Source organism: Pseudoalteromonas phenolica, assembly GCF_001444405.1.
Taxonomy (GTDB): Bacteria; Pseudomonadota; Gammaproteobacteria; order Enterobacterales; family Alteromonadaceae; genus Pseudoalteromonas; species Pseudoalteromonas phenolica.
Genome location: NZ_CP013187.1, coordinates 3,594,889 through 3,617,721, shown reverse-complemented (window position 1 = coordinate 3,617,721; position 22,833 = coordinate 3,594,889). Strand labels below are relative to the sequence as shown.

General features: G+C 43.0%; 27 protein-coding genes. 23 read left to right on the top strand and 4 right to left on the bottom strand.

Translation table 11 applies throughout. The features are described 5' to 3' along the window. The first annotated feature begins 3 nt into the window (after positions 1-3). From PP2015_RS16335 to PP2015_RS16325, 3 genes are all read left to right on the top strand, one after another. Positions 4-3,573, top strand: coding sequence for an ABC transporter permease/M1 family aminopeptidase (locus PP2015_RS16335; protein WP_058031310.1), 3,570 nt, complete (start codon positions 4-6; stop codon positions 3,571-3,573). 176 nt (positions 3,574-3,749) lie between these two features. Then, positions 3,750-4,412 (top strand): fumarylacetoacetate hydrolase family protein, encoded by a 663-nt coding sequence (locus PP2015_RS16330; RefSeq protein ID WP_058031309.1) that lies wholly within the window; start codon positions 3,750-3,752, stop codon positions 4,410-4,412. Between the two features lie 150 nt (positions 4,413-4,562). Next, positions 4,563-5,636 carry a hypothetical protein gene (locus PP2015_RS16325; protein WP_058031308.1) on the top strand — a complete coding sequence of 358 codons (1,074 nt, stop codon included), beginning with the start codon at positions 4,563-4,565 and terminating at the stop codon, positions 5,634-5,636. Between the two features lie 29 nt (positions 5,637-5,665). On the opposite strand, the gene PP2015_RS16320 is transcribed toward PP2015_RS16325, so the two are convergent. Together PP2015_RS16320 and PP2015_RS16315 are read right to left on the bottom strand one after the other, a co-directional pair. Next, a complete protein-coding gene (locus PP2015_RS16320; RefSeq protein WP_128724804.1) occupies positions 5,666-6,331 on the bottom strand; it encodes a TorF family putative porin in 666 nt (221 codons plus the stop codon). Positions 6,332-6,569: 238 nt separating this feature from the next. Next, entirely contained in the window at positions 6,570-7,736 is a 1,167-nt protein-coding gene (locus tag PP2015_RS16315; RefSeq protein ID WP_058031306.1) for a hypothetical protein, read from the bottom strand. A gap of 242 nt (positions 7,737-7,978) precedes the next feature. Here PP2015_RS16315 and PP2015_RS16310 point away from each other — a divergent pair, with 242 nt between their 5' ends. Continuing rightward, positions 7,979-9,937, top strand: coding sequence for an AsmA family protein (locus PP2015_RS16310; protein ID WP_058031305.1), 1,959 nt, complete (start codon positions 7,979-7,981; stop codon positions 9,935-9,937). Positions 9,938-9,950: 13 nt separating this feature from the next. Here the strand turns inward: PP2015_RS16310 and PP2015_RS16305 are convergent, their stop codons facing one another. Beyond that, on the bottom strand, positions 9,951-10,166 hold the full coding sequence (locus tag PP2015_RS16305; RefSeq protein ID WP_058031304.1) for a hypothetical protein: 216 nt from the start codon (positions 10,164-10,166) through the stop codon (positions 9,951-9,953). A gap of 135 nt (positions 10,167-10,301) precedes the next feature. Here PP2015_RS16305 and PP2015_RS21910 point away from each other — a divergent pair, with 135 nt between their 5' ends. Both PP2015_RS21910 and PP2015_RS16300 read left to right on the top strand, forming a co-directional pair. Continuing rightward, positions 10,302-10,457 (top strand): hypothetical protein, encoded by a 156-nt coding sequence (locus tag PP2015_RS21910; protein WP_157599095.1) that lies wholly within the window; start codon positions 10,302-10,304, stop codon positions 10,455-10,457. A 396-nt stretch (positions 10,458-10,853) separates the two neighbouring features. Beyond that, positions 10,854-11,348 (top strand): hypothetical protein, encoded by a 495-nt coding sequence (locus tag PP2015_RS16300; RefSeq protein ID WP_058031303.1) that lies wholly within the window; start codon positions 10,854-10,856, stop codon positions 11,346-11,348. Position 11,349: 1 nt separating this feature from the next. Here PP2015_RS16300 and PP2015_RS16295 read toward each other — a convergent pair whose 3' ends face one another. Then, positions 11,350-13,923, bottom strand: a complete 2,574-nt coding sequence (locus tag PP2015_RS16295) for a serine/threonine-protein kinase (RefSeq protein ID WP_058031302.1) — start codon at positions 13,921-13,923, stop codon at positions 11,350-11,352. A 394-nt stretch (positions 13,924-14,317) separates the two neighbouring features. Between PP2015_RS16295 and rplN the strand changes: the two genes are divergently transcribed. The 17 genes from rplN (at position 14,318) to rplQ (ending at position 22,791) form a co-directional block, all read left to right on the top strand. Beyond that, a complete protein-coding gene (gene rplN, locus PP2015_RS16290) occupies positions 14,318-14,686 on the top strand; it encodes a 50S ribosomal protein L14 (protein ID WP_058031680.1) in 369 nt (122 codons plus the stop codon). 10 nt (positions 14,687-14,696) lie between these two features. Beyond that, positions 14,697-15,011 carry a 50S ribosomal protein L24 gene (gene rplX, locus PP2015_RS16285; RefSeq protein WP_058031301.1) on the top strand — a complete coding sequence of 105 codons (315 nt, stop codon included), beginning with the start codon at positions 14,697-14,699 and terminating at the stop codon, positions 15,009-15,011. 16 nt (positions 15,012-15,027) lie between these two features. Beyond that, positions 15,028-15,567, top strand: coding sequence for a 50S ribosomal protein L5 (rplE, locus tag PP2015_RS16280; protein WP_058031300.1), 540 nt, complete (start codon positions 15,028-15,030; stop codon positions 15,565-15,567). Positions 15,568-15,577: 10 nt separating this feature from the next. Next, complete coding sequence (gene rpsN / locus PP2015_RS16275) at positions 15,578-15,883, top strand: 30S ribosomal protein S14 (RefSeq protein ID WP_058031299.1); 306 nt, start codon at positions 15,578-15,580, stop codon at positions 15,881-15,883. Positions 15,884-15,903: 20 nt separating this feature from the next. After that, positions 15,904-16,296: a 30S ribosomal protein S8 gene (gene rpsH, locus PP2015_RS16270; protein ID WP_058031298.1), complete on the top strand. Its 393-nt coding sequence runs from the start codon at positions 15,904-15,906 to the stop codon at positions 16,294-16,296. 13 nt (positions 16,297-16,309) lie between these two features. After that, a complete protein-coding gene (gene rplF, locus PP2015_RS16265) occupies positions 16,310-16,840 on the top strand; it encodes a 50S ribosomal protein L6 (protein WP_058031297.1) in 531 nt (176 codons plus the stop codon). A 9-nt stretch (positions 16,841-16,849) separates the two neighbouring features. Next, on the top strand, positions 16,850-17,200 hold the full coding sequence (gene rplR / locus PP2015_RS16260) for a 50S ribosomal protein L18 (RefSeq protein WP_058031296.1): 351 nt from the start codon (positions 16,850-16,852) through the stop codon (positions 17,198-17,200). Between the two features lie 9 nt (positions 17,201-17,209). Next, entirely contained in the window at positions 17,210-17,716 is a 507-nt protein-coding gene (rpsE, locus tag PP2015_RS16255; protein ID WP_058031295.1) for a 30S ribosomal protein S5, read from the top strand. 6 nt (positions 17,717-17,722) lie between these two features. Next, positions 17,723-17,902 carry a 50S ribosomal protein L30 gene (gene rpmD, locus PP2015_RS16250; protein WP_058031294.1) on the top strand — a complete coding sequence of 60 codons (180 nt, stop codon included), beginning with the start codon at positions 17,723-17,725 and terminating at the stop codon, positions 17,900-17,902. 4 nt (positions 17,903-17,906) lie between these two features. Continuing rightward, on the top strand, positions 17,907-18,341 hold the full coding sequence (gene rplO / locus PP2015_RS16245; protein WP_058031293.1) for a 50S ribosomal protein L15: 435 nt from the start codon (positions 17,907-17,909) through the stop codon (positions 18,339-18,341). 11 nt (positions 18,342-18,352) lie between these two features. Next, on the top strand, positions 18,353-19,681 hold the full coding sequence (gene secY, locus PP2015_RS16240) for a preprotein translocase subunit SecY (RefSeq protein WP_058031292.1): 1,329 nt from the start codon (positions 18,353-18,355) through the stop codon (positions 19,679-19,681). A 22-nt stretch (positions 19,682-19,703) separates the two neighbouring features. After that, on the top strand, positions 19,704-19,817 hold the full coding sequence (gene rpmJ, locus PP2015_RS16235) for a 50S ribosomal protein L36 (RefSeq protein ID WP_002959476.1): 114 nt from the start codon (positions 19,704-19,706) through the stop codon (positions 19,815-19,817). 127 nt (positions 19,818-19,944) lie between these two features. Then, positions 19,945-20,301: a 30S ribosomal protein S13 gene (gene rpsM / locus PP2015_RS16230; RefSeq protein ID WP_058031679.1), complete on the top strand. Its 357-nt coding sequence runs from the start codon at positions 19,945-19,947 to the stop codon at positions 20,299-20,301. Positions 20,302-20,314: 13 nt separating this feature from the next. Beyond that, complete coding sequence (gene rpsK, locus PP2015_RS16225) at positions 20,315-20,701, top strand: 30S ribosomal protein S11 (protein WP_010562279.1); 387 nt, start codon at positions 20,315-20,317, stop codon at positions 20,699-20,701. 21 nt (positions 20,702-20,722) lie between these two features. After that, positions 20,723-21,343, top strand: coding sequence for a 30S ribosomal protein S4 (gene rpsD / locus PP2015_RS16220; protein ID WP_058031291.1), 621 nt, complete (start codon positions 20,723-20,725; stop codon positions 21,341-21,343). Between the two features lie 24 nt (positions 21,344-21,367). Beyond that, positions 21,368-22,354: a DNA-directed RNA polymerase subunit alpha gene (locus PP2015_RS16215; protein WP_058031290.1), complete on the top strand. Its 987-nt coding sequence runs from the start codon at positions 21,368-21,370 to the stop codon at positions 22,352-22,354. Between the two features lie 38 nt (positions 22,355-22,392). Beyond that, positions 22,393-22,791 (top strand): 50S ribosomal protein L17, encoded by a 399-nt coding sequence (gene rplQ, locus PP2015_RS16210; protein WP_058031289.1) that lies wholly within the window; start codon positions 22,393-22,395, stop codon positions 22,789-22,791. Positions 22,792-22,833: the final 42 nt, after the last annotated feature.

The window sequence follows — 22,833 nt, the reverse complement described above, 5'->3', positions numbered from 1 at the left end:
CGAATGCTATTTAAAATGATGCAATTTGAGCTGCGCTATTTTATGCGCCAGCCCTCTTTTTATGTCACGTCTTTGATTATATTTTTACTTACCTTTTTTGCTTCGGTATCAGATTCGGTGCAAATTGGAGGAAGTAGTAATGTCAACGTGAACTCGCCATTTGCGATTTTGCAAATCGTTGCCAACATGGCGATTTTTTCTATCTTTTTGGTGGTGAATTTTGTCGGCAGCGCCGCCATTAGAGATGACCAAAGTAAGCTAAATGAACTGGTTTTGAGTAAGCCACTTAGTTTAATGCAATATCGTTTAGGCCGATTTCTAGGTGCTTATCTTGTCACCATGATGGTGTTCTCAACGTGTTTATTGGGTATTTGGATTGGCTCAGGTTTAGGTAGTTTAATGGGCTGGTTAGATGCAGAAATGTTGGGTCCGAATAAACTCGAGTACTATTTATCTCCGCTGTTCTATATTGCCGTGCCTTCACTATTCTTCGTATCTAGCTTGTTTGTATTAGTCGCGCAAAAATTTAGAAGTATGGTGGCCATGTACTTAGTCGCTGTTGCACTCGTGGTTGGGTATATTGTTGCTAACAGTATTTTCTCTGATATTGAATACCGTGCCGTTGCAGCTTATGTAGATATGTTTGGTTTATCTGCTATTTCAGTACAAGCTGAGTATTGGACTATCGCAGATAGAAACACCATGACCATAGGGTTATATGATGAACTACTCTATAACCGTTTGATCTGGTTAGGTGTAGCTGTATTGAGTCTAGCGACATTGGCGCTCAATAATTCACACTTTTTACCACAGAAGCAAAAAGTGAAAAGCAAAGCCAAAGGTGAAGGTCAACAAGCTGAGGCTCTGGGGCATCGCATTGACTATAAATCAGGCGTGGGCAGCGCTTGGTCACATTTCTTAATGCGTACTGTTTTTGAAGTGAAGCAAGTAGTGCGCAGCTACTCATTCCTCGTTTTACTTATTTTATCCGTGTCTATGTTAGTGCCAGGCTTGATTGGCTCATTTGGTATGTATGGAACAGATACTTGGCCTGTGACATTCAGAATGGTTGAGCAAATCCAAGGCAGCTTTGGTCTATTGATGATCATTGTCTTGGTTTACTACTGTGCTGAACTTGTATGGCATGACCGCGATGCAAAAGTGAGTGAAATCGTTGACTCTTATCCGGTGGCGAACTGGGTGTTTTGGGGCTCTAAATATATTGCGCTTGTCTCAGTGTTGATATTGCTGTGTGTATTTGGGTCTGTGCTAACAATTCTGTACCAACTGATATCAGGCATGGCGACCATTGAGTTGTCGCAATACGTTATTCGTTTGGGTTACTTATTTGTTCTAGGCTTTGCTCTGCAAGGCACTTTGGCATTTTTACTACAAGTCGTCAGCCCGAGTAAATATATTGGTATGGGACTATTTTTACTCTACTACATTGGCTCAATTGTGATGGCAAGCTTTGGCTTTGAGCATAATATGTGGCGATTTGGTGATACGCCAAGTGCCCCTTATTCAGATATTAATGGTTATGGCCATTTCTTAACTGCAATCCATTGGTACAACTTATATTGGTTAGGCTTAAGTATGATCTTCGCTGCATTGAGTTTTGCGCTTTGGCCGCGCGGTGCAGGACAAACACTAAAAGCACGATTTGCTCAGTTGAACTATCAGTTAGGTAATGCAGGTAGGGTTGCGATAGCAGCAGGTGCGCTATTATTTGTGGGTAGTGGTAGCTATATTTATTACAACACACAAGTCATAAATCAGTTTATCACGCAAGATGATAGAGAAGACCTTTCTGAACAGTATGAACGTGAGTTTGTACAATTCAAAGATGCGCCTGTACCAACGACACTTGATGTAAAGCTTGATGCAGAGATTTTCCCTAAAACACGTCGTATTGAAGCAACGGTTGTTTTAGAAGTCGAAAACAAGAGTAAGGAAGTCATAGAGCGCTTCTTGGTGAACAAGCCTGCACATACGCTTGAGTGGTCTGTTGAAATGTCAGGTGCAACACTTGGCGAGTTAAACACAGATTATTCGCATGCTTGGATGAATTTATCAGAACCTATGCTGCCGGGTGAACGCCGTACTTTAACCATGTCTGTGGCGCGTCAAACTCTAGGCTTTGTTGATAGAGGCAGTGATACCACTTTGGTTCACAATGGTACCTTCATTAACAATAGTGAGCTATTCCCAACCTTTGGTTATGCTCAAACTAAGCAAATTTTTGATAAAAATGAGCGCCGTAAACGCGGACTTGAGCCTGTAAAGCGTGGCAATAAAATCGAAGAAACGCAGTACCATACCCAGCCTTTGTTTGCTGAAAACTTTGTAACCTTCGCAGCCCGTGTCACGACCGATGAGTCGCAAGTGGCTATGGTACCGGGCTATCTACAGTCGAAAGAAACCAAAGATGGTCGTACAACTTATGTGTATGAAATGGATGCGCCTATGCTGCACTTCTACACCATGCTGTCGATGGAGTTAGAGGTGAAACGTGAAGAGTATAAGGGCATTGCGCTTGAAGTTTACTATCACAAAGATCATGCGTGGAATGTAGATACTATGCTTGAATCAACCAAAGACTCAATCGATTACTTCTCAAGAGAGTTTGGTCCTTATCAGCATAAGCAAATGCGTATTATCGAGTTCCCTCGTTACCGCTCGTTTGCGCAGAGTTTTGCCAATACTGTACCTTACTCAGAAGAAATGGGTTTCTTAACCGATACCCGTAATCCTGAGAATATTAATGTCCCTTACTATGTCACTGCTCATGAACTGGCACACCAATGGTGGGCGCATCAGGTGATTGGTGCAAATGTAGAGGGCTCAAATATTCTGTCTGAAATGTTGTCTCAGTATGCGGCCATTATGGTGATGAAAGAGAAGTATGGCGAGCACAACCTTCGTAAATTCTTGAAGTATGAGCTAGACAGATACCTGCGTGGTCGTACGACAGAATCTCACGAAGAACTGACGTTAGCTAGAACGGCGGGTCAGCAGCATATTCATTACAACAAAGGTTCTGTTGTTATGTTGGCATTGCATGATTTGCTTGGTGAAGCGCGCTTGAATAAAGCACTGCGCAGCTTTATTGATGACTATCGTTTCAGAAGTGATGTTTTCCCGACCACACTCGATTTCATTGCTTACTTGAAGTCAGATGCAACGACACAAGAGCAAGCCTTCATCGAGGACCAATTTAACTCGATTACTTTATACGAGTTAAAGCTGACTGACGTTGAAATTGAAGAGGCAACATCAGAGGGTGAGCTTCATACTGTTACGCTTACAGTAAAAGCGGCGAAAAAGCATGCAGATGGTGAAGGTAATGAAGAGGATGTACCACTTGAACAAATGATAGATATTGCCTTGTTCAAAGCAGATCCTGATGACATCAATGAAGGTGATAATGTGATGTATCTGCAAAAGCACAATATTACAACGGGTGATAATGTGATCAAACTTAAAGTTAAGGATTTACCTAAGTTTGCGGGTATCGACCCATTTGTAAAACTGATTGATAAAGAAAGCGGCGATAATATTAAATCGCTGTAAATTGTATGAGCTAACTCATTTATAGTTCAGCAAATCATTAAAGGCCTCTCTCATAGAGGCCTTTTTTTAATATATAAACTTGGTGAATACTTAAGGTTCAATAAATAAACCTTGAGAATAATCCGTTTATGTTAATCTCTCCGCGTAGATAAAAAGGTATCAAATAAGGAGCATGTATGTATCAACATCAATGGCACACAGGCGAAGCAATTAACCTACCGACGGGTAAGATAGTATGTATAGGGCGCAACTATGCGGCACATGCACAAGAGTTGAATAACCCTATTCCGAGTCAACCTATTCTATTTATTAAACCCAGCATCTGTTTGCAACCTTTCAAAGAGATTACGCTTGCTAAACGCTTAGGTGAGCACCATTACGAAGCCGAATTGGCCTTGTTAATTGGCGAAACGATTTCATACGGCGATGAAGATGTGCTAACAAAAATTGCCGGAGTTGGGCTCGCCCTCGATTTAACCTTACGTGATGTGCAGAGTGAGCTTAAAAGCAAAGGTCATCCTTGGGAGCGCGCCAAAGCTTATGATGGCAGCTGCCCTGTTACATCATTTTACCCACTAAAATCACCAACTGAACTCGCTAGCGCTGAATATAAGTATTGGCAGAATGGGGCATTAAAACAGCATGGTAAAACTGAACTCATGCTATTTAACATCGAGCGCTTACTCACCGAAATCAGCGAAAGCTTTACCCTGGTGCCCGGTGACATTGTGTTAACAGGGACACCAGAAGGAGTAGGGGTGTTAAATCATGGTGATGAGCTGCAATTGCAGTATCAGAAGCAGGCGCCTTTAAATGCTAGGGTTGTTCTTAAACCTTGAGCATATGCAAAGACTGATTTCAGAGACATAGAGTATCTTTAAAGTGTTTAGGTCGCATTAGTTATTTTGTTTTCAAATTGGTAACATGGCTGGTGTTTTTCAGTAAAATCAGTTATAGGCTAATAGTTAAAAAATATATAAGGAATATATATGAAACTTCAAATCTTTGCAGGTTTGTCATTGTTAGTTTCTAGTTTCATGGCGATAGGTCAAGATAACGATACAAAATTAATATTGTGTAAAGACTGTTCATACTCAGAGTCTAAGAAGTTAGCTAAAAAATACGCGCCTCCATCTCAGTGTTACAACAGTAATCTAAATGGCTCTTTGACATCTGGTACTCAGACATGTCACTCATCATCTAGGAAGGTGATTATTGCTGATGTGAACGGCAATAATCATCATGCTTTTACAGTTCGTCACTATAATCAGGGCACGGCATGGCTTGAATTAGCCATTGAAAGTGCTCGACTCAACACAACAGATTATGAGGCAATTCGTAGAGTCAACATAACCGCAGACAATTTAGAAAAGCTGGCGTCTGAACTTGAGAATGAATTAAAAGGAGCGCCCTTAACAGGTAGAGGCTTCGTTATTCACTCTTCCCAACATCAAGGCTTTAGCTCTGATAGTCAAAATGCAGGTAGCTGCCCTGCATATATTTCTGATGCATTCGATGCTGTTTATGATGGTAAAACAGCGACTCGCTTATCTGAAGCGGTTAATAAAAAAATCAACCGAGAGAGCAAAGCTCCAACTAAAGCATTCATGGTAAAAAGCATGAATGGTGATGGCTTTTCAGTTGAAGTGTCAGGGGTTAGTTACTCCGGCTCTTGGAAAGATGTTGTCCGTGTTTTTAATACTGAAATTGATTGGGAGCGAAGAAACCCAGATGCTCCTGCCTCAGACATACCTGATTATAAAGTGGTGTATGGCTTAACTTGGAATGATAGGTGGGGGGTAATCGAGGTTGACGTTAATCCGTTTTTAACGGTTCTTGGTGGAGTGTCATTAAGTGGTTATGGTAAAGCAGGCAAAATTCAAAGCTTAGCTCCCTGTGTAGAAAGAGAGTTTGATAAGTACCTAAGAAATAAAGTAACACAATCTAATAATACTTCGTCTGGTGGTGATGGTTGGGATAACCAAGAATGTGAAAAGCTTTACTACTGGAAAGACGGCACATTGGCCTTTACGACCGTTGTACCTTGCCAAGCAAATAATTAAGGGAGCTACTAGCTCCCTTTTTCTTAATATTACAAAGAAAAATCCATTGCATAGCTGACGTATGCTTTCATATCGTCATCGGCGTCTAAATCAGTTTTGATCACGCCAAAAGTAAAGCCATCTTTGCTTAGGCTAAAACCATAATCCATATAATTATCTTCTGAGTACCACTCGGTCACTGTGTCACCGCTTGAGCGACCTAGATGTAAACCAAGTTCCGTGTCATTGAATACGCTAAATGCAGCGTTCAGTTCAATATACAGCATGTCTTCTTCAGTGGTAGAGCCACTTTGTGCATTGCTTAAGTAGCTAATTTTCGCACTTAACACGTCATAGCTTACTTCGCCATAAAGTTCGCCAAAGTCGATGCTGCCCTCGGCATCTGGGTAAGCGTAATAGACATAACCCACATCGTAGCCAATATCACCTGCTGAGCCACTGAAACCCGCGTAAAAATCCATCTCATAGCTTTCTTTACCACCAAAATCGATGTTTGATACCCAAGTACCAGCGTAAAAACCAGAGTCGTTACCATAATCAATGCCACCCGATACAGCTGCACCATCAGCGGTTTGCGTAATGCCGCGCCAGAAGTAGTTTGAGCTTGCGGCAATGTTTGCGGTGACTTCAGCATAACTTGCGCTAGAAGTTGCGAGTAATAGTGAGCTAAGTAAGAGAGAGGTTGTCTTTTTCATCTTCATTCCTATGTGCGCTAAATTTTCCTAAACTTAAAAGCAATGCGTGCACCACTTTTCATGTGTCTATATTAATATAGTTTACTATCTGATTATTAATGTTTTTTTATAAGTAATAGTTTTGAGTTGAAAAAAATATGCACGAAATTGGTGCGAAAGGCGTAAAGTGTTGCACGATATTTGCGCATATCGTGCAATAGGGAATATTTATTTCTTTGAGCTTAACCCTGTCTACAGGTTAGCCAAAGATAGCGCGCATTAGGCCGATGGTCTCGTCAACACTGCGACCCTTTTCAACTTCTGCAATGATGGAGTCACGTTTATCGCGAATATGATCAGGAATGCTTTCATCAGCAAGTGCGCGGTCAACCAATACCTCAGCTGATTCTTTACCGCGGCGAACGGTTTTAGTGCCACCGCTGCGGCTACTACGTACAGGCTTATTTAATAACTTAATATAGTTAGAGTTATCAGCCGTGTCTTTGTCAGCATAATAGAAGAAGCAAGGTAACAGTGCTTTGATACTGGCGAGTTGCTCTTCTAATTCGCCGTTTTCAGTCGTCATTGCAAACCAAGGCATAGTGCGGATGCTCATCACAACATCTGACCAATAGCGCTCGAAGTCACGGTTATTTAAACGGCTAATACCCAATGCTTGGCAAAGTGCATCTAATCGATTGTTGCTAATAGGTGTGAACACATCCGGGCGACGCATCGCTAATAGGCGTGTAGCAGGCGCAAGGGTTGGCTTTTCATCCGTGCCCGCAAATGCACTTAAGTAACCAATCATAAATGCTTGATAGTCTTGCTCGCTTACGTCACCTTCAGCAGGAATGTTCGCAAGGGCGTCATCAAATGCACCTGGTAAGTCTGCTAATAGCTGGTGGAACCCTTTTGCGCTCTTCGTTGAAGCAAACCACTCAACATCGAAGTTGTACACGCTGGTATCTAAGCTTGCAGCATGCTTACCAGTAAACGCTAGACGGTCTTCGGCGATCATCTCTTTTAATGGCGTGCTGCGCATCGGTGCCAAGTAGCTGGTTAGCTTTAACTGTTCTTCAAGGGCCAATACGTCTTTATGTTGCTCGATAAAGCCACAGATCACCGGCCAAGGTGCAATACGCAGCGTTTTAAGTTGTAAAAAGCTGATAGCAGAAATTAACAAATCTTGTAGCTTCTTAACTGTCGGAAGCTGGTGGTCGTCGAGCAAGTCGAAGTTGATGCGATTCTTTGCTACATCTAATAACTCATAGCACCAACCCAAAAAGTCTTCTGGGTGGTTTTCTACTTTGACTGCCATCAGATTCAAACTTATCTCGGTAGATTGCTTAAGAATGTTCTGGTAAATCTGACTTTCTTGTTCACCCAATGCCATTTTTGACGGGGAAATGAGCAGCTTTTTCATAGGGGTTGGTGTCTCCACGGGTTAAGTTATTACGGGTTAATTAGCTAACCAAATAAGTGTAGCAGAACTTGCGCTACACAAATGAGGGCGTGGATCATACCTAAGTGAGACGCGGATGCAATGATTGAAATGCGTTTTAATTTGAACGGCATAATTCTGTAGTTTAAATGAGTGAAGAGGCAGATTTTTTTCGTCTCAGCCGTTATGATTAGTAACATCAATTGCAAATGTAAGGAAAAGCAATGAATCGCTTTGTAAAAGTCATTGGTGGTGTGGTTGTTGTGGCCGTTGGTGCTGTGGTTGCGGCGCCATTTTTGATCCCAACCGACACCATTATTCAGCAGGTTTCAGAACAAGTCGAAAATACCACAGGTCGTAAACTCAGCATTGCCGGCGAAAGCCAGCTAACGGTGTTTCCAAGCCTGAGTATAGAACTGAACGACGTTGCTTTTGCCAATATGGCCTCGGGTAGTGCTGAAAATATGGTAAGTATGGAACAGCTTGCCGTACATATTCCTTGGTTGTCATTATTAAGTGGTGAAGCCAAGTTGGAGCGTTTTGTGATCCGCAATCCAAACATCTTGCTAGAAACAGACAATCAAGGCAAAGCGAACTGGCAGATCATGCCAACAACTGCCGCTGCGCCAACAGCCCAAACGAATGAAGCCGCCGCTGGCCCAGTAAAATTACCCCAAGGGTTTGATGTTAGCTTAGGTGAAGTGGCGATTTACGGGGGTCAACTGACTTATCTTGATGGCGTGACTGGCGCAAAACAGCAGGTGAGTGACTTTGAATTAATTGTAGCGCTGCCTTCTTTATTCAAGCCGCTAGATGTGAAAGGGGGGTTAACCTACCAACAACAGCGTTTTGAATTAAATACCCAAGTCGACACACCAGCAAAAGCCATTGAAGGGCAAACCTTTAATGTCACGCAAACTTTAGCGTCGGCGTTATTAGATCTTGAATTTAATGGTGCCATTGCTCAGCAGGGTAAAGACATTAAAGGTAGCTTGAAACTGGCAGGTGACTCAGTAAAAGCCATCACTCAGTGGCAGGGCATTGACCTCAAAGCCAAAGACAATGCCTTTAACCAGTTTAGTGTCAGTGGTGAGATGCACCTCGCGGGAGAGACTTTTAAACTGAGCGCATTCGAAGCCAAGCTCGATGCGCTGGCAATTAAAGGGCAAAGCCAAATTGATTTAGGCGCGCGTTTAAATGTCATGGCCGACATTGATCTGGGTATGTTAGATCTCAACCCATATCTACCTGAGAGCCCAGAAAAACCAGCCGAACCTGCACAGCCTGCAGAACCGGGTGAGCCACAGCCAATTGTATGGGATGACACTCCAATTGATTTATCGGGTCTTAATGCTTTAGACGCCGACATTAAAGTGCGCTCAACGGGCCTCATTGCCAAAGAGATCAAACTGGGTGAAAACCAATTCTCAGTTAAGCTAAAAGACGGCAAAGCACGCTTAGGCTTAGATAAATTTAACGCTTACGAAGGTAAAGGGCAGGGTAAAGTGGTGGTGAATGCCAAGCGTGCCCCTTATCAGATCAATACCGATTTCAGTTTAACCGACATCAACGCTGAACCATTACTGACTGACGCGGTCGGCTTTGACAAGGTATTAGGAAAAGGCAGCATCAGCTGGGCGCTGAACACCCAAGGTCAAAGTCAGAAGCAGTTTGTGTCGGCTTTAGCAGGTAATCTGGCGTTTAGCTTTGTAGATGGTGGCGTGAAAGGGGCCAATATTGCAGAGATGATGCGTAAAGGCAGCGAGATGCTTAAAGGTGACTTCTCATCATTAAAAGAAGGCTTAAACGCTGATTTCGATCCAAATCAGAAAACCGACTTCTCGGCACTGACAGGCACCTTTACCTTTAAAAATGGTGTCGGCACCAATACCGATCTAAACCTTGCCAGCCCACTGTTACGTATTACGGGCAGCGGTGAAGTCGATTTACCTAAGACTTATGTGAATTACCGCCTAGTGACGGGTTTGGTTGATACCATTGAAGGCCAAGCTAGCAGTGATGACAGCACCGGCTTTAAAGTACCGCTGCGTATTAAAGGCCCATTCCACAAGGTCGATTACAAACTCGACTTTGGCAGTGCGGCAAAAGACAAAGCCAAAGAAGAAGCGAAAGAGAAAGTAAAAGATAAGCTGAAAGACAAATTAAAAGGCTTCTTCGGTTAAAACCTAAGCGTTTCTAAACAAGCAAAAGCCAGTGCCACAATGCACTGGCTTTTTTGTGCTTGGAATAAAGAGTTACTCGTCTTGGTAGCAGCGAATTTACTTCGCGACTTGTTTTGGTATAGGTGAGATGTGCAGGGGTCAATAAACCCGACATAAAGTCGGTGCTACCGAATGTGCCTTTTAAATTGTCGTCATAAATGACGTAAAAACGATAGATTGAGTACTCCATTGCAGCCGTTAATATTGCTCATTTCACCTTGCGCAAAAATAACCTTGCTTCGCAACGTGTATTTTGCACTTAATGCATTGATTTTTTTTGGAATACATTTAACTTGGTATGGCATTCAGCATAAGGAAGCATGATATGAAACAAAAAATCAACAACAAGCAGCCGTTAACCACGGCACAGCTGCGCCAAGTAACAGGTGGTCAGGTTGAAACCGTTATTATTGAAGAAGAGCAAGAGCCAAGATGGAAGCCTTTTCCAAAAGTTGTAATTGGTAGAGTTCCTCCACCATAGCGTTTCATTTATTAAATTAAAATTAATCTTTATAAATATAAAAGCCAGTGTCTAGGTGCTCTGGCTTTTTTGTGTTTAAGTTTAGGCAATATAAATTAGGTGTTTCAGATTCTCCCAAATCTCGATAGCAGCGAATTTACCTCGGGTTCGTTTTTGAAAAGAGTGTGCTTTAGCGCAACACTGTTTTTAAATTGTCGTCATAAATGACGTAAAAACGATAGATTGTGTACCCCATTGCAGCCGTTAATATTGCTCATTTCACCTTGCGCAAAAATAACCTTGCTTCGCAACGTGTATTTTGCACGGTAAGCCCGTGTAATCGTGTGTAATCTCAAGTAGTTGTTTTCAATAATTGTCTGTGTTCTTATGGGCTTAGTACTTCTAAAGGACATTACTATGACGCAACAACTAACGTATACCGTTAAACCAAGCCGTGACGGCACGCCTTGGGTAATTTTAGACACAGACGGCAACCCTGCCGATAACGTATCGGTCGATCTTGCACAATTCCCAGAAGATGAGCCAGTAAACCTTGTGTATGTGCTAACACAATCAAGCATAGACAAAGGCTTCCGCTTTGCTGGCAACGGCACCTTATTCACTGATGCCCGTGATAACTTTAACTATCAGCTAAGCAGCGAAGTATTCAACGGCGGCACTTCTTTGGTCGTGACGGTATTGAATATTGAACCTGATGCCAGCATTCCAGCTGATGTGATCAAAGAGTTAGTGAAGTCTAAGAACAAAGACAAGGTGTTCTCTAAAATTGAACTTGAAGCCAATACCAATTACGAGATTGACTTTAGATTACTTGCGGAGAAAGAAGGTAAAAAAGGTAAACTTTATATTTCTCAAGATCCTAAAGTGATAATTCAGGGAACTCCTCCTTAAACTATTCAATACTATTGGAGCAAAGTGAATTGAAATCATTTGCTCCAATAGTCTGCATGAATTTTAATCGATATTGGCATAAGTCTTTAAACCAAGGTAATCCATAAAAGCTCTTGTTCCAACCATCTTTAATGCTTGATTCAATTAACAATAAAGCTGATTGATGCTCCCCTAATTTGGTTAAAATCATGGCTTTGCTAAACATTAGATCATGAATATTTGAGGTTTCATTTTCAATTTTTGTAATCAGTTGGAGTGCTTCAACCTTATTCCCCGTGTGCAATAAGGCTTGAGCTCTGATGATTAACTCGTCAATATCGTTTGTTTCAGCTGTTAGATCTATAATTTGTGTGTATAGTTTATAGGCTTCTGAAGAATGTTTAAGGTAAGAGTAGCTATCGGCAAAATTAAGAACAATGCTTAGATTTGAAGGGTTAATATTATAAGCTTTTCTCGCATACTCATGTGAATTTTTAAAGTTGCCAATCAGCGAATATGCAATAGCAATATTTGATAAGGCATTTGCATTTCTTGGATTATTGATAAGTAGTTTTAGATATGCATCAATAGCGGACTGTGAATTGCCATTAAGTAATGAAATATCGGCGTAAGTCCTCAATGCCCAAAAGTCAAATTGAGCAGTATCAATAAGCTTTTTAAGGTGTTCATTTGCTTTTTCATAATTGCCATTTAAAAGATAAATTATTGCCGTATTACGAACAACCTGAACAGTTGGTTTGAGTTTGTATGCTAAAGTAATGCTCTTTAGAGCTTTTGGGTAATCAAATTTTTCTCTATAAAAATTAGCTTTAACACTATAAAGCTCAAACTTTTCTATATCTAAGATTGAAAGCTCTGAAATTAACATCTCAGCTTTTTGCCAATCTTTAATAGTCTGATACGCCTGAATACGATCAATGATATAGTTATGACTATTTTTATAGGTTTCAGGGGCTTGTTCTAAAGCATCTAAGAAATCCCAAATGACATTATTGTTTTGTTGAATACGGTGCTCTTCAACAACCACCTTCCTATAAAACCGATACAGCGGCACAAAATTCGGTTCTTGGCGGATCAGTGACTTCACTTCAGCCAGTGTCACCGCAATGTCTTGCGAGCCACTTTGAAATGCTTCAACCTGCGCTACATATTTGTCGTAAAACGCATCGCTATAAGTTTGGCTGGTAAAGCGCTTGTCAAATAGTGCCTCAATATTCACCAAACTGTTGTGATAGGCCTCCGAAAAGCTTTCGGTGTCGACACTATAGCGGGTGGTATCGAGCAAGGTCGCTGTGTGTGCATCAATGGCGTTGAGTGTGACTTCACACAATGAATTACGGCAGTTAAATACCGATTCGAGCAGCACGTCGGCGCCAAGGGCTTTGCCGATGTCAGTTTGCGATGCTTGTTCACCCATGAGTCTAAGGGTGCTGGTTACTTCTGAGTTCGATACCTGCAAGCTTGAGGTGTCTTGTAAAATAAAGTTACTGATGGCGTCTTCAAGCCCTAAGGTGGCGATGCGCTGTTGGGTATCGGTTAATTCAGTTTGTCCGTCGAAGGTAATGGGTAGGGCGGCAATATAACTCTTTGGTTGGTTAGTTTGCCAATACCAATAACCCGCGCTGACAAGGCAAACAGCAAACAAAAACGACATGGCAGCGCCATATTTTTGCCAGAAGCTTGGTTTTGCGTTAGTTATAGACTCTGAAGGTGTGGGTACTTGAAGGTCAACTGCATCAATATCTTGAGTGTCATCGCATTGTGCATAACCAATATTTTGCTGTAATTGCTTTAATTGGCTAATGACTTGGTGAAAGCTATTTGGACGCGCTGCCTTGTCAAATGCCAATAGCGAATTGATTAGGGCACCAAGCTGCGCAGGCATGTCGAGTAATTTGCTTGCATCACTTTGACAAGGAACATGCTTGATTTGTTCTGCAATGGCATCGGGCGCGGCGTTTTTGGCTTGAGCTAAATAAGGGTGCTCATTTGCAAACAGCTGATAGGCCAGTAAGCCAAACGCAAATAAATCGGCACGCTGATCTAATGGCTGCTTATTTAACTGCTCAGGTGACATTGCCGTTAAGCTACCAAAGCTAGAGTGATGACTGCGCTGCTCATCACCGAGTTGGGCAATGCCAAAGTCAGCGATTTTCGCCACACCTTGGGCGTTGATTAAAATGTTATCGGCTTTTAAATCAAGGTGCAGAATGTCGTTTTTGTGCGCTTCTGATAAGCCTTGGGCTATATCAATTAATAGCTGTAACTTTTGCTCAGACTCGAGATGACGGGTTTTTAAAAAGTGTTTAAGGGTAGCACCTTGTACATATTCCATTTCGATGGCGAGCTGGCTGTCACTCTCGTGCACTTTATACACTTGCACAATATTTGGGTGATTAACACGGGCCAGTATTTTGGCTTCGTTCAAAGCCTGCTGTTTATCAACTTTATTTACGTCGAGTACTTTTACCGCAACATGACGCTCTAACTTTGCATCCACGGCCAAAAAAACTCGGCTCATGCCGCCTTGTCCTAATGGGGTGATTTGTTGGTAAAATTGCTCGAGTTGTATCACGATAAAATGCTTTATTATTAGTTCTAGAGTTAGTGTATCGGTTCGAGTTTGAGAATTCGAACTATTTACGATAGAAAAACATGAAATAGATTAAATAAACGACGATTTCATTTTATCACCGCTATTTTTACTTGTTTGTTATTTAATCAGTTGAAGTTGTTTTAGTTTTTGCGCTTGAAAAACTAACTGCTTGTCTCCATATCAGAAATGCAATCTAGAAAACTTGGTGGAATAGCACAATTAATTAAAAATTGAACTATCCATCCCTCATGTTTATTGCTACAATTGCCCGCCCTTGAAAGACGAACTCCACGTTTTTTGAGTGATTAATAATCTAACTGCTTCATATTTATACAAATTTGAAGCGAAGTTTAACTACACCGGAGCATCAAAAATGATCCAAATGCAAACTCAGCTGGACGTTGCTGATAACAGCGGCGCTCGCAAAGTGCAGTGTATTAAAGTCCTTGGTGGTTCGCACCGTCGCTACGCGGCAGTTGGTGACATCATTAAAGTTTCTGTTAAAGAAGCAATTCCTCGCGGTAAAGTGAAGAAAGGTGATGTTAAAAACGCAGTAGTTGTGCGTACTAAAAAAGGCGTTCGTCGTCCAGACGGCTCTTTAATCCGTTTCGATAGCAATGCGGCTGTTATCTTAAATGATAACCTACAGCCAATTGGTACTCGTATCTTCGGCCCTGTGACTCGTGAACTACGTAACGACAAGTTCATGAAGATCGTTTCACTAGCACCAGAAGTACTATAAGGAGTCGATCATGGCAGCAAAAATCCGTCGTGATGACGAAGTAATCGTACTAGCCGGTAAAGACAAAGGTAAGCGCGGTAAAGTGCTTTCAGTTGTTACTGAAACTGGTCGTGTTTTCGTTGAAGGTGTAAACCTTATCAAGAAGCACCAAAAACCAGTTCCTCAGCTTCAACAAGCTGGCGGTATCATTGAAAAAGAAGCATCAATCGACGCTTCTAACGTAGCGATCTTCAATGCCGAAACTGGCAAGGCTGATCGTGTAGGTTTTAGATTTGAAGACGGCAAAAAAGTTCGTTTCTTTAAGTCTAACGGAAAAGCTATTTAATTAGTTGGAGTAGACGATGGCGAAACTGCATGAAGTTTACAAAGACAAAGTAGTAAAAGAACTTTTTGAAAAGTTCGGTTACAGCTCTGTCATGCAAGTCCCTCAGATCGAAAAGATCACACTTAACATGGGTGTGGGCGAAGCCCTAGCTGACAAGAAGATCCTTGAGAACGCTGTACGCGACCTTGAGTCAATCTCTGGTCAGAAGCCTCTAGTGACTAAAGCTCGTAAATCAGTTGCTGGCTTTAAGATCCGTGAAGGTTACCCAATCGGCTGTAAAGTAACCCTACGCGGCGAGCGTATGTGGGATTTCCTAGAGCGTTTAGTCTCTATCGCGATGCCACGTATTCGTGACTTCCGCGGTGTTAGCGCAAAGTCTTTTGACGGTCGCGGTAACTACTCTATGGGCGTACGTGAGCAAATCATCTTCCCAGAAATTGATTATGATAAAGTAGACCGCGTTCGCGGTATGGATATCACGATCACTACTTCTGCGAAAACAGATGATGAAGGCCGTGCGTTATTAGAAGCGTTCAACTTCCCATTCAAAAAGTAAGGGTAGGGTTATGGCAAAGAATTCAATGAAAGCGCGCGAAGCAAAGCGCACTAAATTAGTTGCACAGTACGCTGAAAAGCGCGCTGCACTAAAAGCTATCATCAGCGATGTTAACGCATCTGAAGATGATCGTTGGGACGCGGTATTAAAGCTTCAGTCTTTACCGCGTGATTCAAGCCCTGCACGTCAACGTAATCGTTGTAACATCACGGGCCGCCCACATGGTTTCCTTCGCAAGTTCGGCATGAGCCGTATCAAAGTTCGCGAAGCTGCTATGCGCGGTGAAATTCCTGGCCTTAAAAAGGCTTCTTGGTAATAGAATCACGGGAGTAAGACATGAGCTTGCAAGATCCTATTGCGGATTTATTCACACGTATCCGTAACGGTCAGTCTGCGAAGAAGGTATCAGTTTCAATGCCAACTTCAAAGCTGAAAGTAGCAGTTGCTAAAGTACTAAAAGAAGAAGGTTATATCACTGACTTCGCAGTAGCTGGCGACGCAAAACCAGAATTGACTATCGAACTTAAGTACTTCGAAGGCAAAGCTGTAATCGAAAATATCCAGCGTGTTAGCCGCCCTGGTCTACGTATCTATAAGAAACGTGACGACTTACCAAAGGTAATGGGTGGTTTAGGTATCGCTATCGTATCAACTTCTAAAGGCTTAATGACTGACCGTGCTGCACGTAGTGCTGGTATTGGCGGTGAGATCATTGGCTTTGTAGCTTAATCGGAGGGGAACTATGTCTCGTATAGCGAAGGCTCCTATTGCAGTTCCTGCCGGTGTTGAAGTTACACTAGCTGGCCAGGAAATCAAAGTTAAAGGCAAAAACGGCGAATTAACTCGTGTAGTTAACGATGCTGTTGAAGTTGCTTTAAACGACAACGTTATCACTACTGCTCCACGTGACGTAGCAAATGCTTGGGCTCAAGCTGGTACTGCACGTGCACTGATCAATAACATGATCCAGGGTGTTAACGAAGGTTTCGAGAAAAAGCTTCAATTAGTAGGTGTTGGTTACCGTGCTGCAGTTAAGGGTAAAGTATTAGACTTAACTCTTGGCTTCTCACACCCAGTGAACTTCGAGATCCCTGAGGGCATCACAATCGAAGCTCCAAGCCAAACTGAACTAGTAGTTAAAGGCGCTGACAAACAATTAGTTGGTCAAACTGCTGCTAACATCCGTTCATACCGTGAGCCAGAGCCTTATAAAGGTAAAGGTGTACGTTATGCTGATGAGCACGTGCGTCGTAAAGAAGCTAAGAAGAAGTAAGGTAAGACGATGGATAAGAAAACAGCTCGTCTACGTCGTGCTAAGCGCACTCGTAGAAATTTTATTGAACAAGGCACAACGCGTCTTGTTATCCACCGCACGCCACGTCACATCTACGCTCAGCTAGTAAACGCTGAAGGTACTGTGCTGGCTGCTGCTTCTACTGTTGAGAAAGCAATTGCAGAAGCCCTAACAGGCACTAGCAACATCGCTGCAGCACAAGCTGTAGGTAAAGCAATTGCTGAGCGCGCTGCAGACAAAGGCATTGAAAAACTTGCTTTTGACCGTAGTGGCTTTAAATATCACGGCCGTGTGAAGGCGCTTGCTGATGCAGCGCGTGAAGCTGGCTTGCAATTCTAGGAGTAGACAATGGCTAACGTAGAAGCAAAAGCACAACAGCCAGAATTAGCTGAAAAGCTAATCGCGGTAAACCGTGTGTCTAAGGTAGTTAAAGGTGGTCGTATCTTTAGCTTCACTGCACTAACAGTAGTTGGTGATGGCGCAGGTAAAGTAGGTTTTGGTTACGGTAAAGCACGTGAAGTTCCAGCTGCTATTCAAAAAGCAATGGAAAAAGCACGTCGTAACATGATCACTGTTGACCTAAATGGCAACACGCTACAGCACCCAATCAAGGGTCGCCACGCGGGTTCTAAAGTATACATGCAGCCAGCATCTGAAGGTACAGGTATCATCGCAGGTGGTGCGATGCGTGCAGTACTAGAAGTAACTGGTGTACAGAACGTACTTTCGAAAGCATACGGTTCAACTAACCCAATCAACATCGTTCGCGCTACAGTAGCTGCTCTTGAGAACATGAACTCTCCAGAGAAGATCGCTGCTAAGCGTGGTCTAACTGTTGACCAAATTCAGGGGTAATTAACCATGGCAAATACTGTAAAAGTTACTCAAGTAAAGAGCTCTATCGGTCGTTTACCGAAGCATAAAGCAACTTTACGTGGCCTTGGTTTACGTCGTATCAACCACACTGTTGAATTAGAAGATACAGCATGTGTACGTGGTATGATCAACCAAGTTTCTTACATGGTTAAGGTAGAGGGCTAATTCGATGCGTTTGAATACTCTTTCTCCTGCTGCAGGTTCTAAGTCTGCTGGTAAACGTGTTGGTCGTGGTATCGGTTCTGGTCTAGGTAAAACTGGCGGCCGTGGTCACAAAGGTCAAAAATCACGTTCTGGCGGTAAAGTTCGCGTTGGTTTCGAAGGCGGTCAAATGCCTATGCAACGTCGTCTACCTAAGTTCGGTTTCACTTCACGTAAATCTCTAGTATCTACTGAAGTTAACCTATACGAAATCGCTAAAGTTGAAGGCGATGTGGTAGATCTGAACGCGTTACAAGCAGCTGGTCTAGTTAAAAAGAACATCCAGTTCGTTAAAGTAGTTAAATCTGGCGAAGTTTCACGCGCTGTTACTGTTAAAGGCATGAAAGTGTCTAAAGGTGCACGCGAAGCTATTGAAGCTGCCGGAGGCAAGGTAGAAGACTAAGGAAGTACACAATGGCTAAACCAGGTCAAGATATGCAAAGTGCACAAAGTGGCTTAGCGGAATTAAAGCGCCGTTTACTATTTGTATTAGGTGCAATTATTATTTACCGTTTAGGTTCTTTCGTGCCGATCCCTGGGATTGACGCCGCTGTACTTGCCGAGTTCTTCGAGCAACAAAAGGGCACCATTGTTGAAATGTTCAACATGTTCAGTGGTGGTGCGCTTGAGCGTGCTTCGGTATTAGCGCTGGGTATTATGCCTTACATCTCAGCTTCGATTATTATGCAGCTATTAACGCACATACATCCTGCGATGATAGAGCTTAAGAAAGAAGGTGAGCAAGGTCGTAAGAAAATCAGCCAGTATACTCGATACGGTACGCTCGTGCTTGCTACATTCCAGTCGATTGGTATCGCCACTGGCTTACCAAGCATGATGGACGGGTTAGTTGTTAACCCTGGTTTCGGTTTCTATTTCACCGCTGTGGTGAGCTTAGTAACAGGTACTATGTTCCTTATGTGGCTGGGTGAACAAATTACAGAGCGTGGTATCGGTAACGGTATCTCAGTTCTAATATTTGTTGGTATCGTAGCTAACCTGCCGTCTGCTGTTGGCTCGACAGCCGAAATGGCGCGCCAAGGCGATTTGAATGTTTTTGTACTGCTAATGATTGCGGTAATCGTATTCGCTGTAACTTATCTTGTTGTGTTCTTTGAGCGTGGTCAACGTCGTATCGTTGTTAACTATGCAAAGCGTCAACAAGGTCGTCAGGTATTTGCTGCTCAAAGCACGCACTTACCATTAAAAGTTAATATGGCGGGTGTTATTCCACCAATCTTTGCTAGCAGTATCATTTTGTTCCCTGGTACAATTGCAAGCTGGTTCGGCCAAGGTGAAGGTCCGGTCGCTGATGTGCTACAAGCTATCTCTGCAGTTTTGACTCCTGGTCAGCCTCTGTATGCGATGGTATTAGCTGCGGCTATTATCTTCTTCTGCTTCTTCTACACTGCGTTGGTATTTAACCCGCGTGAGACAGCAGATAACCTTAAAAAGTCTGGCGCTTTTATTCCAGGCATTCGTCCGGGTGAACAGACATCAAAATACATTGATAAAGTGATGACACGCTTAACCCTTGCGGGCGCGTTGTATATAACCTTTATCTGTCTAGTGCCCGAGTTTATGACTATGGCGTGGCAAACGCCATTCTACTTCGGCGGTACATCAATCTTGATTATCGTTGTAGTAATCATGGACTTTATGGCACAAGTACAGACTCATATGATGTCGCATCAGTATGATTCTGTGCTGAAAAAAGCAAACCTTAAGGGCTACGGTCGTTAAGGCTAGTTTACGGAGTTGAGCAATGAAAGTACGTGCTTCCGTTAAGAAAATTTGCCGTAACTGTAAAGTAATCAAGCGTGCAGGCGTTGTACGTGTGATTTGCAGTGAGCCAAAGCACAAGCAAAGGCAAGGCTAATAAAAGTCATGCAGGCTAAGTATCTTTACTTAGCCTGTTTCATTGGTAAAACTTGAATATCGGCTGGGTATCCTATACGGGCTTTCCAGCAAGATGATGATCAAGTTTATTTATAGGAGATATGTTAGTGGCCCGTATCGCAGGCATTAACGTTCCTGATCATAAGCATGCTGTTATCGGTTTAACAAGCATCTATGGTGTAGGTAAAACTCGCGCTAAGGCGATCTTAGCAGCGACTGGTATCGCCGAAACTACAAAAATCGGTGATCTTTCTGACGAAACACTTGACGTACTTCGTGAAGAAGTAGGTAAGTACACTGTTGAAGGTGACCTTCGTCGTGAAGTTACACTAAACATCAAGCGCCTAATGGACCTTGGTTGTTTCCGTGGCTTACGTCATCGTCGTTCGCTACCACTACGTGGTCAGCGTACTAAGACTAACGCGCGTACTCGTAAGGGTCCACGCAAGCCTATCAAGAAATAAGGTGGGGTAAGTTATGGCTAAAGCACCAATTCGTCGTAAAAAGGTCAAAAAGCAAGTTGCTGATGGTATGGCACACGTTCATGCATCATTCAACAACACTATTGTGACCATCACTGACCGTCAAGGTAATGCTCTTTCTTGGGCGACTGCAGGTGGTTCTGGTTTCCGTGGTTCTCGTAAGTCTACTCCGTTCGCTGCACAGGTTGCTGCTGAGCGCGCAGGTACTGCTGCACAAGAGTACGGTCTTAAGAACCTAGAAGTATTCATCAAGGGCCCAGGTCCAGGTCGTGAATCTTCAGTTCGTGCATTAAATGCACTAGGTTACCGTATCACAAACATCACTGACGTGACGCCAATCCCTCATAATGGTTGTCGTCCACCGAAGAAACGTCGCGTATAACAATAGGTTAGGAGAAAGAACATGGCAAGATATTTGGGCCCTAAGCTCAAGCTAAGTCGTCGTGAAGGTACTGACCTGTTCCTTAAGAGCGGCGTTAGAGCAATCGACTCTAAGTGTAAGCTTGAAACAGCACCTGGTCAGCACGGTGCTCGTAAAGGTCGTCTATCTGATTACGGTCTACAATTACGTGAAAAGCAAAAAGTTCGTCGTATTTACGGTGTACTAGAAAAGCAATTCCGTAACTACTATAAAGAAGCTGCTCGCCTTAAAGGTAACACAGGTGAAAACCTATTACAGCTTCTAGAGCAACGTTTAGACAATGTTGTATATCGCATGGGTTTTGCAAGCACACGTGCTGAAGCACGTCAGCTAGTTAGCCACAAAGCGATTATGGTTAATGGTACTGTTGTTAATATCCCTTCTTTCGTAGTTACTCCTGAAGATGTAGTGGTAATTCGTGAGAAGTCTAAAAAGCAAGCGCGTATCATCGCTGCTCTAGAGTTGGCTGAGCAACGTGAAAAGCCAACTTGGATTGAAGTTGACGGTAAGAAAATGGAAGGTAGCTTCAAGCGCCTACCAGAGCGTTCTGATCTGTCTGCGGACATTAACGAACAACTAATCGTCGAACTTTACTCGAAGTAAAGTTAAGAGTTAAGAGAGGATAAAATGCAGGGTTCTGTAACCGAATTCCTAAAGCCAAGGTTAGTCGATATCGACGCTATCAACCCATCACGTTCTAAAGTTGTTTTAGAACCACTTGAGCGTGGTTTTGGTCACACTTTGGGTAATGCTTTACGTCGTATTCTTCTGTCATCTATGCCAGGTTGCGCGGTGACTGAAGTTGAAATTGACGGTGTATTACACGAGTACAGCGCGAAAGAAGGCGTTCAAGAAGACATCATTGAAATTTTGTTAAACCTAAAAGGCTTAGCAGTATCTCTAGAAGGTAAAGATGAAGTTTTCCTTACCCTGACTAAATCTGGTGTAGGCCCTGTGACTGCGGCAGATATTCAACATGATGGCGATGTAACAATTGCTAATCCTGAGCACGTGATTTGTCACCTAACGGCTGACAATAGCGAGATCAGCATGCGTATTCGTGTTGAGCGTGGTCGTGGTTATGTACCGGCGTCAAGTCGTTTATCCTCTGATGACGATGAGCGTCCAATCGGTCGTTTGCTGCTTGATGCATCATTCAGCCCGGTTGAGCGTATTGCGTACTCGGTTGAGTCAGCACGTGTTGAACAGCGTACAGACTTAGATAAACTAATCATCGATATGGAAACGAACGGCACACTAGATCCTGAAGAAGCGATCCGTCGTGCGTCGACTATCCTAGCTGAACAGCTTGAAGCATTCGTAGATTTACGTGATGTTTCTGAGCCAGAAGCGAAGGAAGAGAAGCCGGAGTTTGATCCGATTCTACTTCGTCCTGTTGATGACTTAGAGCTAACTGTACGTTCAGCGAACTGTCTGAAAGCCGAGCAAATTCAATATATCGGTGATCTGGTACAGCGTACTGAGGTTGAGCTTCTTAAGACGCCTAACCTTGGTAAGAAGTCTCTAACAGAGATCAAAGACGTGCTAGCTTCACGTGGTCTTTCTCTAGGCATGCGCTTAGAAAACTGGCCACCTGCAAGTCTAGCTGAATAATCAGATTACTATATTAGTTTAGTTAGAAGGATAGGGTCATGCGCCATCGTAAGAGTGGTCGTCAATTAAACCGTAACAGCAGCCATCGCAAAGCGATGTTCAGCAACATGGCTGGTTCTTTGGTGAAGCACGAAATCATCAAAACAACTTTGCCTAAAGCGAAAGAGTTGCGCCGTGTAATTGAACCTTTAATCACACTGGCTAAGACTGACAGCGTAGCAAACCGTCGTTTAGCGTTTGCTCGCACGCGTGATAAAGAAGTTGTTGGTAAGTTATTCAGCGAACTAGGTCCTCGTTTTTCAGAGCGTCCTGGTGGCTACACTCGTATTCTTAAGTGTGGTTTCCGTGCTGGTGATAACGCACCAATGGCTTACATTGAGCTTCTAGACCGTCCAGTTGCGGAAGAAACTCAAGAAGACGCACAGTCTGCAGAGTAAGTCTTTATAAGACATGAAAAGGCCGAGCATTAGCTCGGCCTT